General features: G+C 35.8%; 12 protein-coding genes and 2 pseudogenes. 12 read left to right on the forward strand and 2 right to left on the reverse strand.

Features of this window, described 5'->3' with window-relative positions; all coding sequences use genetic code 11:
* The first annotated feature begins 189 nt into the window (after nt 1-189).
* Both ABEQ24_RS16265 and ABEQ24_RS16270 read left to right on the forward strand, forming a co-directional pair.
* Nucleotides 190-1,068, forward strand: coding sequence for a LysR family transcriptional regulator (locus ABEQ24_RS16265; protein WP_430007765.1), 879 nt, complete (start codon nt 190-192; stop codon nt 1,066-1,068).
* 392 nt (nt 1,069-1,460) lie between these two features.
* Nucleotides 1,461-2,666, forward strand: a complete 1,206-nt coding sequence (locus ABEQ24_RS16270) for a YbfB/YjiJ family MFS transporter (RefSeq protein ID WP_430007766.1) — start codon at nt 1,461-1,463, stop codon at nt 2,664-2,666.
* Between the two features lie 277 nt (nt 2,667-2,943).
* Here the strand turns inward: ABEQ24_RS16270 and ABEQ24_RS16275 are convergent, their stop codons facing one another.
* The gene (locus ABEQ24_RS16275; RefSeq protein WP_430007767.1) at nt 2,944-3,813 is read right to left on the reverse strand and encodes a LysR family transcriptional regulator; all 870 of its coding nucleotides are present in this window, start codon (nt 3,811-3,813) and stop codon (nt 2,944-2,946) included.
* Nucleotides 3,814-4,043: 230 nt separating this feature from the next.
* Here ABEQ24_RS16275 and ABEQ24_RS16280 point away from each other — a divergent pair, with 230 nt between their 5' ends.
* The 10 genes and pseudogenes from ABEQ24_RS16280 to ABEQ24_RS16325 form a co-directional block, all read left to right on the forward strand.
* Nucleotides 4,044-4,898, forward strand: coding sequence for an alpha/beta fold hydrolase (locus ABEQ24_RS16280; protein WP_430007768.1), 855 nt, complete (start codon nt 4,044-4,046; stop codon nt 4,896-4,898).
* Nucleotides 4,899-5,181: 283 nt separating this feature from the next.
* Nucleotides 5,182-5,571: a tautomerase family protein gene (locus ABEQ24_RS16285; RefSeq protein WP_430007769.1), complete on the forward strand. Its 390-nt coding sequence runs from the start codon at nt 5,182-5,184 to the stop codon at nt 5,569-5,571.
* A gap of 262 nt (nt 5,572-5,833) precedes the next feature.
* Nucleotides 5,834-7,054 carry an NO-inducible flavohemoprotein gene (hmpA, locus tag ABEQ24_RS16290; RefSeq protein WP_430007770.1) on the forward strand — a complete coding sequence of 407 codons (1,221 nt, stop codon included), beginning with the start codon at nt 5,834-5,836 and terminating at the stop codon, nt 7,052-7,054.
* Nucleotides 7,055-7,333: 279 nt separating this feature from the next.
* On the forward strand, nt 7,334-7,711 hold the full coding sequence (locus ABEQ24_RS16295) for a RidA family protein (protein WP_430007771.1): 378 nt from the start codon (nt 7,334-7,336) through the stop codon (nt 7,709-7,711).
* A 107-nt stretch (nt 7,712-7,818) separates the two neighbouring features.
* Nucleotides 7,819-8,451 carry an MOSC domain-containing protein gene (locus ABEQ24_RS16300; protein WP_430007772.1) on the forward strand — a complete coding sequence of 211 codons (633 nt, stop codon included), beginning with the start codon at nt 7,819-7,821 and terminating at the stop codon, nt 8,449-8,451.
* Between the two features lie 182 nt (nt 8,452-8,633).
* Nucleotides 8,634-9,029, forward strand: a pseudogene (locus tag ABEQ24_RS16305) (DMT family transporter); the annotation flags it as partial.
* Nucleotides 9,030-9,074: 45 nt separating this feature from the next.
* Entirely contained in the window at nt 9,075-9,527 is a 453-nt protein-coding gene (locus tag ABEQ24_RS16310; RefSeq protein WP_430007795.1) for a DMT family transporter, read from the forward strand.
* 1,031 nt (nt 9,528-10,558) lie between these two features.
* A complete protein-coding gene (locus ABEQ24_RS16315) occupies nt 10,559-11,599 on the forward strand; it encodes an NAD(P)-dependent alcohol dehydrogenase (protein ID WP_430007773.1) in 1,041 nt (346 codons plus the stop codon).
* Nucleotides 11,600-11,834: 235 nt separating this feature from the next.
* Nucleotides 11,835-13,598, forward strand: a complete 1,764-nt coding sequence (locus ABEQ24_RS16320; protein ID WP_430007774.1) for a Rieske (2Fe-2S) protein — start codon at nt 11,835-11,837, stop codon at nt 13,596-13,598.
* A 404-nt stretch (nt 13,599-14,002) separates the two neighbouring features.
* A pseudogene (locus ABEQ24_RS16325) lies at nt 14,003-14,149 on the forward strand (recombinase family protein); the annotation flags it as partial.
* Between the two features lie 204 nt (nt 14,150-14,353).
* Here the strand turns inward: ABEQ24_RS16325 and ABEQ24_RS16330 are convergent.
* Complete coding sequence (locus tag ABEQ24_RS16330; protein WP_430007775.1) at nt 14,354-14,548, reverse strand: hypothetical protein; 195 nt, start codon at nt 14,546-14,548, stop codon at nt 14,354-14,356.
* Between the last annotated feature and the right edge of the window lie 310 nt (nt 14,549-14,858).

Below are 14,858 nucleotides of genomic sequence, written 5' to 3' on the forward strand. Positions count from 1 at the left end.
GAGTTGTATTAAGATTTAAATAAATGATGTGGTCTGGTAGTTAATTCATTTTTATTAAGAGCACATGTGAGACTCATAAAAGATGCTCCATATTTATCATATACGTTTTTATCTATATGGTATAATTCGAAATATAGATATTTGCCATCGTTTTAACAGATGGCAAAGAGAAATTAAGTGTGAAAAAACATGGATATTCAATCCTTGCGTATTTTTAAGTCTGTTGCTGAGTATGGGAGTATCTCAAAGGCTGCAAAAGAGCTAAATTATGCACAGTCTAATATTACGACTCGGATGAAACAGTTAGAAAACAGCCTACAAACGGTCTTATTTTATCGACATAACAAAGGGATTACACTAACAGCAAAAGGAGAAGTATTAATAACTTATGCTGATAATATTTTTCGTCTTTTAGATGAAACAAAAGAAGTAATGAGGGACCAAGAAGAGCCTCAAGGTCCCTTAGGTATCGGTTCAATGGAGACAACGGCTGCCGTTCATTTGCCTAGGTTTCTCTCTAAGTACCACTCTGCCTATCCTCAAGTAGATTTAAACTTAAAAACGGGGCCTACAAGTCAGCATATTGAAGCAGTGTTAAATTATAAATTAGACGGTGCATTTGTCTCTGGACCTCTATCTCATCCTGAGCTTATTACAAAGAAAGTTTTCAGTGAAGAATTAGTACTGGTAGGAAATTCGTTACTTTCTCAATCTTTAAAATCTAATAAAGTTGATGATTTGACACTGTTAGTTTTACACAAAGGTTGTTTTTATCGTGAGAAGTTAAAGCATTGGTTACATGAAGAAGGAGTGATACCTTCTAAAGTTATGGAGTTTGGTTCCTTGGATGCGCTTATGGGATGTATAGCAGCTGGACTGGGAGTTACTTTACTACCCCTGTCTATTGTACAAAGATATAGCTATCTAGAGGAGGTTACTCATTATCCTATTCCAGAAAAATTTTCGCTAGTCGACACGCTTTTTATCTATCGTACTAATGCCACTTTCTCTACGCCTCTTATTAAATTTGTAGAAATGTTTCAAGAGGAGAGGATTAGTCCTCTATAATATCCTAGAGGAGGAGAAGAGACTTTCATCCTCGTTATATGGATAAAGGTTTCCACACAACTATAGCGTGGGTTCATAATTAGAAAGTGTGTACATATATGGAATAAACCCCGCCATAGTAATTGAATTTATCACATTTTATTTAATAAAAAGCCCTTTGCTTTTAAGCAAAGGGCTCTTACGTATGTGTGAATATAGTAGTGCAGAATGATCTATAGACTTGAACTAAAAAATTATAAATGTGCTAGCAGATTCATTGAGAAGCCAGTGATGCAAATTTTAATGAATTTTGATATCTGTTTTAAAGATATCTGATATCTATTTTATGTATTTTATTATATATCAAAATAGAGATATGCTGAAATAGTAACATTTTTTAAGGAGATGAGATCTTGATTAAAATATTAGTTGGTGGAATATTATCGTTAGTTATTGCAATGGGCATTGCAAGGTTTTCCTATACGCCTATTCTGCCTCTTATGCAAAGCGACATGTCATTTTCAAATAAAGTAGCTGGTTATCTCGCTACAAGCAACTACGCAGGGTATCTAATTGGAGCCGTTTTAGTAGGGATCCTCCCTTTAAAACAGCGTAGAAGAGCATTTTTAAGATTAAGTCTAATCCTCAGTGTAATTACCACTGCAGGTATGGGGTTATTTCAAATGTATTCAGCATGGTATATTTTTCGCTTTGTATCTGGGTTTTCTAGTGCGTTTGTACTTGTGCTAGCTTCAAGTATTGTATTAGATAAACTTGCTGAAAAGGAAAAAACAAACTGGTCTGGACTTTTCTATGGAGGAGTTGGAGTTGGGATTTTTCTTACTGGAATCGTTATTCCTAGTTTGAATCATTATTTTAAATGGGAAGGAGCATGGATTGGGCTCTCTATTCTAAGTATTATATTAACTTTCCTAGTATGGGTTTGGTTAAAAGATGAGACCTCTAGTTCTACTCAGAATAAGAAGAAGGAGATGCCTGCTCATGCCCCTCCAACAAAATGGATTCCTTGGTTGATTATAGCCTACGGGCTAGAGGGTCTCGGGTATATTGTAACGGGTACCTTTATTATATCTATTGCAGGACAAATACCAAATTTTAATGGCGATGCAACTTTTATATGGATGATAGTCGGTTTAGCTGCCATTCCATCTTGTATTATTTGGTCTTCACTTTCCAAAAAAATGGGGGTTGTGAAATGCTTAGTTGTTGCTATGCTATTACAAGCATTTGGCATTGTAATTCCTGTATTATTAATGACTAAAATAGGTTTAATTGTAAGCGCACTATTGTTTGGAGCAACATTTATGGGAATCACAACACTTGCTACAACATTAGCAAGCCGAATTACTCCAAAGAATAGTAGTCGTATCATTGGTTACCTCACAGCTATTTATGCTGCTGGTCAAATGATAGGCCCAATGCTTGCTGGACACCTTGCTTCTGCTAATAATAATTATAATTCGGCTTTAATTTGGGCCGCAATTGTTGTATTAATTGGATCTCTCTTTTTATTAACAGGGATTCGATTTGATAACAAACCGGTTAAAATTGTAATTACAGAGAGTTCGGCAGAGAATGTATCTAATGAGGACAAATAACTTTTAGGTGTCTAATAAGTACTAATAGGACATAGTGAAGAAGGAAGTAGTAGAAGCGAAAGAACAATTTAAAGTATTTCTTTGTTTGTATGCCTTTGTTTGAGTCATTTTGATAACTACAGGTTGAATAAATAAAAGATATTCATACCAGTCTTATAAGACAAAATCCTTGATATGATAGCTTTTTGAACATAAAGAGAATCACTCTAAAAGATTTTAGAGTGATTCTCTTTCATTTAGAAAATAAGCTGTAGTGATTTTACAGAAAAGATTTACTTTACCCTAATTCTGATTTCATTTTCTCTAGAAATGTTGATAAAGCAGGAGTAACTAACGTATCTTTTCGTCGAATAAACAATGTTTTTACCAGTGTCTGTTTGTCTGGAAGAGAATGAATCCGAACACGACCTTGCTCTTCGTATAGTTTTGCAATAGAACGGGGGAAAAAGGAAACTCCTAATCCAGCACTAACACAGCCAATTATAGCTTCCATGACCCCAAATTCCATTAATTTTGTTGGAATTATTCCCTCTTCCTGAAGAATAGAGTTAAATTTGGATCGATAAGAACACCCTTCTCGAAATACAAGCATTGTATACATACTAATATCTTGAATAGAAACGATAGAAGAGTGTGAAGGAGCTGTTACAAGTACAAGTTCTTCTTCTATTATTTCGTCCTGAACTAATTCAGGGTGATCAATCGGTCCTGAGATGAATGCCCCGTCTAACTCATAGTGTAGAACTGCTTGTATATGTTGCTCTGTAGGTCCCGTTACTAACGATAAGTCCACATCTGGATAATCAGCATGGTAATCAGCGAGAACTTTAGGTAACCAAATAGCTGCTGTGGTTTCCATAGAACCAATGCGAAGAGGGCCAGAGGGGACAGAGGATTCGTTTAATACTACTCTAGCCTCTTTAATCGTATTTAAAATCTTTTCTGTATAAGAGACAAAAACTTGACCAGAAGGTGTAAGAGTAATCCCTCGATTATGACGGTAAAATAACTGGGTGTTTAAATCCTTTTCTAACTGCTGTATTTTATTTGTCACATTAGATTGAGCATAATTTAATTTTTGAGCTGCCTGGGAAATGCTTCCTTCTTGAGCAGTTGTCAAAAAAACGCGAAGTAATTGAATATCCATGTTGCCTCCTAACTTAACCTGATATCTCATTTAGAGATACCCCCTATCTCAGTATTGAATTATACATGATGGGTAAACCTATTATAAACTATAGGTGTTGATTTAAAAACTTATTGAACAGAAACTGCAATAGGAAAGTCTAACTGAAAATGAAGTCCTTATTGATAATAGCTAAATCAAAGGGATTTGATAACTTTAATGTTTATAACAATTAGGATAGGAGAGTGTATATGGCAACATATCATACTTTAGAAGTGCAAGGTTTAAATATATTTTATCGCAAGGCAGGGAATCCAGATAAACCAACAATTTTATTGTTGCATGGTTTTCCATCTGCAAGCCATATGTTCCGAGAGCTTATTCCGGTTCTAGAAAAAGATTATTATGTAATTGCCCCGGATTATCCTGGTTTTGGAAACACAACATCGCCTGATCGAGAGGAATTCGACTATACATTTGATCATATTACCGAGGTAATTGAAGCTTTTGTTAATAAATTAGAACTTGATAAGTATGCTCTATACGTTTTTGATTATGGTGGGCCTATTGGTTTTCGTTTAGCTATGCATAACCCAGAACGTGTAACAGCAATTATTAGTCAAAACGGAAACATTTATAGAGAAGGTTTGGGATCGAAATGGGCGACTAGAGAAGAATACTGGGAAAATCCGACACCTGAAAAAAGACAAAGTTATCGATCGGCTTTCGCACCAGAAACCATTAAGCATCAGTATATTGATGGGACGCAGGAAAATAAAGTTTCTCCAGACGGTTATACTCTTGATATTGCTTATATGGAACGACCAGATAATGATGAAAAACAGTTAGATCTAATATTTGATTATCAAACCAATGTAAAGATGTACCCTGAATTTCAACAATATCTTCGCAAGCATCAACCACCCTTATTAGCAGTGTGGGGTAAAAATGATGTTTCCTTCATTCCAGAGGGAGCCAAAGCTTTCAAAAAGGATTTACCTAACGCAGAAATTCACTTAGTAGACAGTGGCCACTTTGCCCTAGAAACACATACAAATGAAATTGGTGAATTAATGTTAGATTTCTTGAAAAATAATGGGATCTAATGCGTCAATAAGTTTAAATATGTAATTGTCCAATTTTTTTGCACTAGAACTCGGAATTGGCTCACGTGGATCTTAGCTTGATATTTAAAACATGATTTAGTTAACGTTTTAATTCCAGGAACAAAGGAAGCAAACTAAATACTAAGCAATTTAAAAATATGAGATGTTCATTTAATAGGTGAAGAGATTAAAGAAATTGACCGAATTTTTTGATAAAAACAAGTTAATTCTAATTACGATATAAATTAACGCGACTAAATACTGACTTTGGAGGTTATTTAATATGCCATTAATTAGATTCGATGTAATAGAAGGGCGAGACGATAAATCGTTAAGAAACCTATTAGACGCTTCTCATCGGGCAATGGTTAAAGCTTTTGGTGTTCCTGTAAGGGATCGTTATCAAATCATTCACCAACATCCTGCTCATGAGTTAATTATAGAAGATACTGGATTAGGTTTTGAGAGAAGTAAAAACCTAGTAGTAATAAGCTTAACTAGTAAGCAAAGAACCGATGAACAAAAGAAGAACTTATATAAACTTTTGGTTCAAGAGCTTGGAGAAAGTTGTGGAATAGAGCCGAATGATATTATGGTTTCTATTGTTACTAACGGGGATGCTGATTGGAGCTTTGGACTAGGTGAGGCTCAGTTTTTAAACGGTAAATTATAAATGGAAATTCCTTTGTAAATAAAATTTTATTTACAAAGGAAACCCATAGATTAGAAGGTCTACGGATTGCTTAGTAGTTTAAATAGGGTTAGTTCTATCCTATACAGTTTAAAAACAGTATAGATTGAAAAATGAAACTCCAATGTGAAAATTACCTATAGACTTACAAGAACAGTATAGAATTGGATAAATTCAGGTGCAGTAAATAGAGTATTCAGTGCCAGTACATATTACAAACTTCTTAAAAGGTGGATGGTGTAACATGCTTGATTCTAAAACAATTGAGATCGTTCAATCAACAGTACCTGTTTTGAAAGAGCATAGTATACAAATAGGGAAAAGGTTTTATGAGTTGTTATTTGAAAAGGCGCCAGATTTGTATAATATGTTTAATCAAACCAATCAAAAAAGAGGGATTCAACAGGAGGCATTAGGTTATGTCGTATATGCTGCAGGAGAACATATTACAAACTTAGAAGCCATTAAACCCGTCATTGAAAGAATTTCACAAAAACACCGCGCGATAGGTGTGAAAGCCAAACAATATCCGATTGTTGGTGAAACCTTACTTCAAGCAGTAAAGGATGTTTTAGGAGATGCAACTTCAGACGATATTATTGAGGCCTGGGGAAAAGCATACGGATATATTGCCAATGCTTTCATTGAGCTAGAAGAAGATCTCTACAAAGAGACAGAGAGCCAACCTGGAGGTTGGGAAGGATACCAAAGTTTTTATATTGATAAAAAGGTACAAGAAAGTGATAACGTGACGTCTTTTTATTTAAAACCTAAAAATGAGAAAGCAATTGCCTCTTATAAAGCAGGACAATACCTTACATTAGCAGCAGCCGTTCCTGGGGAGGAATACACACATATTCGTCATTATAGTCTTTCTGAAGCACCTGGAAAAGATTATTATCGAATCAGTGTAAAAAGAGAAGATGCACGTGATGGTGCCCCAGCAGGGATTGTCTTAAACTATTTACATCAACAAGTTCAAACAGGAGGTACGCTTAAGTTCTCAGCTCCAGCTGGAGATTTCGTGCTTGAGCATAGTGAGCAACCTGTTGTACTCATTAGTGGAGGAATAGGTATTACACCTTTGCTTAGTATGCTCAATACCATCGTAGAAAAACAGCCAACACGTCAGGTTGCCTTTATTCATGCAGCCATCAATGGGAAAACACACGCTTTTAAAGAACATGTAGCTCAATTAGATAATAATAACGAAAATGTAACATCCTTCATCTGCTATAGTTCGCCTAGCGAAGAGGATCGACTTGGTGATGATTTTGATAAAGAGGGAACTATCGATTTAGAATTGTTAAAAGTCATTGTTCCTTCAAAAGAATCTGTATTTTACCTCTGTGGATCTGTTCTATTTATGGAATCTATTCTAAACACATTGATAAACTGGGGAGTAGCTAAAGAACAAATTCATTATGAATCTTTTAGTCCTTTAGCACTTTTAGAAGAAGAGTGAATAATAAGAGTTGATATTTTTAAAAAGAGAAAAGAAGAGTTATAAATTCACCCGTTAACGTAATCGAAGTGTTCAATAACTAAATATAGAATAACCATTTAAAAAGTACTTTATTGAAAATACCTTAAAGTTACTTCTTTTAATGGCTATAAAAGACAAGGAAGTTATTAAAAGATATCAGAAGTTTAGGGTTTTAAACAGGGCTGAAAAGATGTTTAATACTATTATGAATCTTTACACTTTCTCTGGTAAAGCAATTATCTAAAGGAGGCGTTTTATATGACAAGAAAATGTGTTAATGCTAATGGAGCTGTTGCTGTTGGTCCATACTCTCATGCAGTTGAAGCAGGGGATTTGATATTTTTATCCGGGCAAACTCCTATAAATCCACAGACTCAAAAGCTCTCGGAGGGTAATATTGTAGAACAAACAAAACAATGTTTTCAAAACCTTTTTAATGTATTAGAAGCATCGGGTTTAACTTCTGAAAATGTTGAAAAGGTAAATGTTTTTTTAACCAATATGGATGATTTTGCAGCAATGAACGAAGTTTATGAAACACAGTTTTCTGCTCCATACCCTGCTCGTACAACTATAGGTGTAGCATCCTTACCTCTAGGCGCAAGAATTGAAATAGAAATGATAGCTAGAAGGTAATATTTAACGGTTAATATTATGTAAATAAATATCTCTCATAAGTGAAAGAGAACGGATGAGTTACAAACTAGGATACAAGTAAATAATGAAGGTGAGGTCATTACTAGTTGATTCCTAAGATTATTAGTTTAGCTATTGGAACGCCAAAGGAATATAATTGGAACCACAAAGCTAAGCTATCTGGAATAGGAAAGTCTTCTACCAAGGTGGTTGAGTTAAAAAAGTTAGGGTTTGTCGGAGATGATGTTGGAAATAAACAAAAGCATGGTGGTGTTGATAGGGCGGTATGTTTATATCCATTTGAACATTACTCTTACTGGGAAAAAATCTTTCAAAAGAAACTGGTTTTACCGGCCTTCGGAGAAAATATTACAGCAACGGGTATGACTGAAGAACAAGTTTGTATAGGTGATATATATCAAATCGGAGATGCAATCGTTCAAGTTACGCAGGGAAGGGTACCTTGTGACACAATATCGAAATATAATGAGGAAAAAAAACTTTTAAAAAAAGTTGTTGAAACATCTCTAACGGGTTACTTTTTTCGAGTATTAGAAGAAGGAGCTATTAAAAACGATTCAGAAATAAACGTTATTGATAGGCCCCCTAAAAGAATATCAGTGGCTTTTGCTACAAACATTCTTTTTCATCAACACCAAGATAAAGAATCAATTGAAAAAATATTGAAAGTTGATTCTTTATCAGAGGAATGGAGAAATAGATATCTAAAATTTTTATGACCCTTTTATTCTATATATAAATTTATAGAACTTCCATTCTATTAAGTAGAAAGAGGCATCTTTAAATAGGTCCGGAGTTCTTATATGTCTTAATGTGAGAAAGCTATGCTTTAGGTTGATTTTTTCTTACTAGAAATATTTTATATATCCATGTAAAAAACTCATCCAGAAAGGATCAAGATATGTCTTTAAAACAATTTACAGCCTTACTTCTGCTTGCTAGCCTTTTTGGGGCGTCATTTTTATTCATAAAGATTGCATCACCTTCTTTAGGACCTTTATTTCTTATTGAAAGCCGTGTAGTAATTGCAGCTATATCTCTTATTATTTTCGCACGATTACTAAAACAAAAAATAGAAATTAAACATAAATGGAAACAGTTAATAGTTTTAGGTGCTATTAATGCAGCTGTTCCATTTGTATTAATTTCTTACGCCGAATTAAACCTATCGGCGTCATAAGCAGCTATTATTAATTCTACAACCCCTTTGTTTGCGGTTATTATATCTATTTTATGGCTTAAAGAAGGTAAAAATATGCGTACTTTTTTTGGAATTATTATGGGTTGCATAGGAGTGGGTATTCTAGTTGGGTGGAGCCCTATTCAACTAAACGTGAAAAGCATGTTATCAATAGGAGCCATTTCTTTAGCTGCTTTTTTCTACGGATTAGGAATGGTATATAGTAAACAATCTTTTCAAGATATGAAATCTTTTGATTTAGCTATTGGGCAACAATTAGGAGCAAGTATTATATTATTACCTTTTGCACTTTTAGATATCCCTTACCAGATGCCGAGTATGGGCGTAATAATTTCCGTTTTTACATTAGCTATATTGTGTACAAGTGTTGTGTATCTTCTCTTTTTTTATTTAGTGAAAAATATCGGTTCAACTAAAACGGCCAGCGTTACCCTATTAGTGCCTATTTTCGGTATCATTTGGGGTGTTTTATTTTTAGATGAGCAAACGACATTAAGTACGTATATAGGTTTAATAGTTATACTAATGAGTATATTCTTAGTATCTAACACCAAGCAAAAAGTAGCTAACTCATCTAAACAAATAGTTAAATAAAAATCGGTTTACCAGAACGATTATTCTCAGTAATGTTCATAATTTATAATTAATTACTCACACACGTTTTCTATAACTAAGGTGTCCCTATATTCAGAGGGGCACCTCTTTTTGTAAACAGACAAAAAGAAAATAAAAGTTTCTAAGTCGCTGAAATTTACATCGAATGATTCGTTATATGTAAAACTAAAGTTAATTGGCCAGACGAATTTGTACCGGAAAAGACACTGAGTCCTGACGCTAAAATCAAAGGATTTGAAGTGTAAATATTCTCCGTGCAATAGTGATAGTACTTGAATAAGATAAAACACCAAATTTCGAAATTACCATAGTTATGTATAGTAAATAGAAGGATGAATTAGATAAAATTCAATCTTTCTATTTATTGAATCAGTCTTTTGCTAGAAGAAAGTTTTTGAACAAATACACTTAAACAAACGGGGGCTTTAATTGAATAAGCGCCATAAAAAAATTGTTTTTTTTGCTACAAATAACTCTTCCATTTTGTTTGTTTATTAGAAGTTTGTACTTCAAAACAGAATCCGTTAGTAAATGCAATCCTTTTTTCTAAGAAATCAGTATTAAATTACGAATGAAAAATGAAAATGATCAATGATTCATCTGAAGGGCTGCTTAAATGAAGTGGCCCTTCTGTTTGAAATAAATCAAACTGTGATGATAATGATATCAATTTTTTTTCCGTTTAATAAATGAATCGAACTAAGTAATATGAAAGACGTTGCCGATTCGCTGATTGGAAATTTCGTCCTCCTGGATCTCCTTTTTTAATAGCAGCGTTTGATCTCCTCATTTGCTGAAATGTCAAAGTCTCTTTAACAGGCAGGTGTTAGGAAGATTATTAAAAAAAAGAGTATACAATACTTGACCTAGAGTTAACTATAGGGTTTAACATTGTTTTTACAAGAGAAGGAGAAGGAGGCTGGATAATGAAGAGGGATTATATTCTGAGTTCTTTTTTTCCGGTACTTCCTTATTTTCTTGAATATCTTAAATTATTGGAGGTTTATTTTATGATAACCGCAAAAGCACGAGCTGTCGACGGTCCGGACAAACCCTTCCGAGCAGCTGAAATTAAACGGCGCGATCTTGATTTGCATGATGTTCTAATTGAAATTAAATATGCTGGAATCTGTCATTCTGATATCCATACTGCACACGGCGAATGGGGTGCCGTGAATTATCCACTCGTACCTGGACACGAGATTGCAGGAGTTGTCTCAGATGTAGGAGCCGAAGTCACAAAATACAAGGTCGGTGACAGAGTAGGGGTCGGATGTATGGTTGATTCCTGTGGGGATTGTGAAAACTGCCTAAAAGGAGAAGAGCAATACTGTCTAGAAGGCAATGTCCCTACTTATGCCGGTGTTGACAAGTACGGCGAGCCGACTCAAGGCGGCTATTCTACCCACATTGTCGTAACGGAGGACTTCGTTGTTGGAATCCCTGATAACATTGAGCTTGATGCCGCAGCACCATTACTTTGTGCAGGTATTACGACTTATTCTCCATTAAACCATTGGGGAGCTTCACCAGGAAAGAAGGTCGCGGTTGTTGGAATGGGCGGCCTTGGTCATATGGCTGTCAAAATTGCGCACGCAATGGGTGCAGAAGTTACGGTCCTGTCACAAACATTGAATAAAATGGAAGATGGCTTGAAATTCGGTGCAGAAAACTACTACGCTACAAGCAATCCTAAAACATTCGAGAAGCTTGCAGGTTCTTTTGACCTGATTATTAACACAGTAAGTGCAAAACTTGATATTAGTGCTTACCTCTCCCTGTTAACGCTCGATGGAACGCTAGTAAATGTTGGTGCGCCTGCAGAGCCATTATCATTAAATGTGTTCTCTCTCATCGGTCATCGCCGTTCTTTTGCCGGTTCATTGATTGGAGGTATCCGTGAGACACAGGAAATGCTGGATTTCTGTGCAAAGCATAACATTGTTCCTAACATTGAAGTGATATCGGCCGATCAAATTGACGAAGCGTATGAACGCGTTTTAGCTTCAGATGTTAAGTATCGTTTTGTGATCGATACTAGCACAATGTAAGGTGCGACAGTCATAGTTTTCATATTTAAAAAGTGTCCTATAAGCTTAGCTTATAGGACACTTTTTTGTGCTTCGTTAAAACATTGAACACAACTTTCAGACTTTTGGATGATATTAATTTCAACTTATGAAGGATTATTTAATTCCATATATAAAATAAAATAATAGATAACAATTATTGAATTTGTCCTTTTTTAGCAGGTTCATTGAGATCCATTACGGGAGAGTGATACGAATGACAGAATTCATTTATGCAGGTTCATTGAAGGAACTTGAAGACGAAGGTGCGAAGGTCATAAAAGGCGGCAGTCATACAGTTGCCGTATTTGTTCACGAAAATAAAGTTTATGCGGTTGATAACCGTTGTCCGCATATGGGCTTTCCCCTACATACGGGGAGCTTATGTGATGGGATTTTAACATGTCACTGGCACCATGCCCGCTTTGATATAAAGAGCGGTGGAACCTTGGATCCATGGGCAGATGATGTCCCTACTTATCCTGTCGAGATAAAGGAAGATGAGGTTTGGGTACACCCTGTTCCTTATAATAAAGTAACAATTGAAAAATTAAGGCAGCGATTACGTGAGGGTCTTGAGCAAAATATAAGTCTTGTCATCGCAAAATCGGTTGTAGGTTTGATGGAAGCTGGTTTTCCAGGGACTGAGATTGTTAAAATTGGAATCACTTTTGGAACGATACATCATCAAAACGGCTGGGGCTCTGGATTGACGATTTTATCAGCAATGACAAATGTATTGCCCAAATTAGATAAACCCGGTCAGATTTTAGCCTTGTTCCAAGGTCTCGTTCATGTTGCACGCGAAAGTTCCGGAAGGGGAACACGATTTTTACTCGGGTCCCTTCCTGTCACAGATAAAATAAATGCCCAAACGTTCGAACAATTATCAGAATGGTATCGCCATTGTGTGGAGGTTCGTGATTCGCAGGGGGCAGAACGAGTACTGTTGACTGCAATTGAATTAGGTTTCTCGAACGAACAGCTTGCTGACATGATGATGACAGCTATCACAGATCATTTTTATATAAATACAGGGCATACGCTCGATTTTCATAATAAAGCATTCGAGATTCTTGATCAAATTGGAGTTGAGCACCGGCCATTTGTATTATCATCATTGCTGCCAGGTCTAAGTAATGTATCCCGAAGCGAAGAATCTCATAGCTGGCAATCACCCGTGAACCTGGTCGATCCATTAACGGAAGCGTTCAAGGAGTTACCTGATATTCTTGCTAATGCATCATGCATAGAGGAAACCGAAGTGGATGAAGCAGCATTGGCTGAACAAATTTTATCAGATGATGCTTTAAAAACGATAAATATGATGCTAGATGCACTTAAAAGTGGAGTTTCACCTGCCCGTTTGGCCCAGCTAGTTGCTTTGGCTGCGGCGGAACGCATTTCCCGTTTCCATGTACAAAATGATTTTAGAGATTGGATTACCGTCCTTCATACATTTACTCACGCACATGCCGTGCATGAATCATTGCGCCGCTCGACAACACCTGAATTAACCAGGGCCGTTTTCCATGGAGCAATGAGTGTCTATCAAGATCGTTTTCTCAATTTACCGTCTGCACGAAGACCGGAGCCAAAGGATGCAGGAGCAGAGCAGGATAATCCTGATGATTTATTGGAGCTGATGAATCAACAGCAACAGGTTGCAGAATCAGCACGATGGGTAGTTACTTACCTTGCTAACGGAGGGAATAAAAGTGAACTCTTCAATACACTCGGGCACGCATTACTAAGAGAGGATGCAGAGTTTCACACGTTTCAAATGTTTGAAGCGGCAATAGCTGAGCATGCTCATTGGGAAAAGGAGGATTCGAAGCTTGCCATACATGCACAGGAAACGTTAATCATAGCAGTAACTCGCTACCTGGCAGGCCATGCCCCAACTGCCAGAGAAATGCCGCATACAGCAAGGATTGCCATGCGTCTTCATAGAGGAGAAAAATTATTTGAGGATGAATGATTTTCAATAAGCAAATGGGGAAGTGAAATCTATGGTTCCTCTATGTTTTTATTTCACTACAATAATGAAAGCCGAACTAAGCCTAAAACAATCGCAGCATCTTTATCACTTTGTGCTATGAGGAGGAAAGTTGATTAATAACAACGGAAATTCAAACCATATCTGAGTCTCCATAAAGGTAACTTCGAAAATCTACGAAATGGTTATATTTTGGAGTTTACCCCCGTTCGAAAAAGTACACTTTTTCGAACGGGGGGTATTTTAATTATTTCAATACATTTTTTCGTTCGTTTAAGTAAGAAAATATGATTCGAACGTTCTCTTTTTAACAACAACTTTTTCTAACGAATTGATAGAATTAGAGAAAGAAAAGGGAAGAGGAGTAAAAAAATGGAGGGTAGAAATTGGGTTACATACTAGTAAGCAGCAAAGATCACAATGAAGGACGTCAGCAAGAAATGGTAGAAAATAGGTTTAGTGAACCAGATATCTATTTAGATAAGCAAAGTGGTAAAAATTTCAATCGAGAACAATATCAGCTGCTGAAAAGAGGATGAATATGAAAAAATTTCGCAAGATGACTTTTTTTGTTTTTCCAAAGAAACTTTTTGTGATTCTTTTTATATTGAAGGAATATTCTCTGATCTATCTGAGAAAGAGGCAGGAGCTTTTCTTGAAACATTACCTTACATAAACTTTCAAGGTAAACACCTAATTCATACTCTGAAATTCTTTCTAAATTTATTCCTAGAAATTTACATTTTTTGATCAATCCTAGCATTAGTATGCAACAGAAAGTACAATAAACCGAAAGTTTGCAGGCTTTCTGTAAGAAGTCGTTCCAAGTCTACTATTTGTTCCTCGGCTAACAGTGGTCTTGCTGTTCTGAGATATTCTTCTTCCATATCCCACAGCAGCTTACCTGTTCCGTCATAAAGAAACCCTGCCACTTCATGTTTCCCCGGTCTCTAAGCATGGGATCACCGCCACATTTCAATTAATTCATTATACAAACACATGTTCTCATTTGACAAGTAATAATTTATGGATGCTGAAATTAAATGAACTTCTCTATTGAAGAGAGAAGTATTAAGGTTGTCTATTTTTTAAGGACAGGAGGTACTGAGCCTTTTTGGAGGAGATGATGATGTTCCATTAATTGATCAGGGAAAATGAATTCTTTTAAAGTAAGAAATAAATCTAAAAAATGCACATTCTTACAACCTCAATTCTAAAAAAGAAGGTTTTCCTATTAATTAG

The sequence above is a fragment of the Metabacillus idriensis genome, assembly GCF_050483325.1.
In the GTDB taxonomy this organism is placed as follows: domain Bacteria; phylum Bacillota; class Bacilli; order Bacillales; family Bacillaceae; genus Bacillus_P; species Bacillus_P idriensis_A.

Coding starts and splice junctions, on each gene's coding strand:
- ABEQ24_RS16265 (WP_430007765.1), top strand. CDS start 190: ATGGATATTCAATCCTTGCGTATTTTTAAGTCTGTTGCTGAGTATGGG.
- ABEQ24_RS16275 (WP_430007767.1), bottom strand. CDS start 3,813: ATGGATATTCAATTACTTCGCGTTTTTTTGACAACTGCTCAAGAAGGA.
- ABEQ24_RS16280 (WP_430007768.1), top strand. CDS start 4,044: ATGGCAACATATCATACTTTAGAAGTGCAAGGTTTAAATATATTTTAT.
- ABEQ24_RS16285 (WP_430007769.1), top strand. CDS start 5,182: ATGCCATTAATTAGATTCGATGTAATAGAAGGGCGAGACGATAAATCG.
- hmpA (WP_430007770.1), top strand. CDS start 5,834: ATGCTTGATTCTAAAACAATTGAGATCGTTCAATCAACAGTACCTGTT.
- ABEQ24_RS16295 (WP_430007771.1), top strand. CDS start 7,334: ATGACAAGAAAATGTGTTAATGCTAATGGAGCTGTTGCTGTTGGTCCA.
- ABEQ24_RS16310 (WP_430007795.1), top strand. CDS start 9,075: ATGTTATCAATAGGAGCCATTTCTTTAGCTGCTTTTTTCTACGGATTA.
- ABEQ24_RS16315 (WP_430007773.1), top strand. CDS start 10,559: ATGATAACCGCAAAAGCACGAGCTGTCGACGGTCCGGACAAACCCTTC.
- ABEQ24_RS16320 (WP_430007774.1), top strand. CDS start 11,835: ATGACAGAATTCATTTATGCAGGTTCATTGAAGGAACTTGAAGACGAA.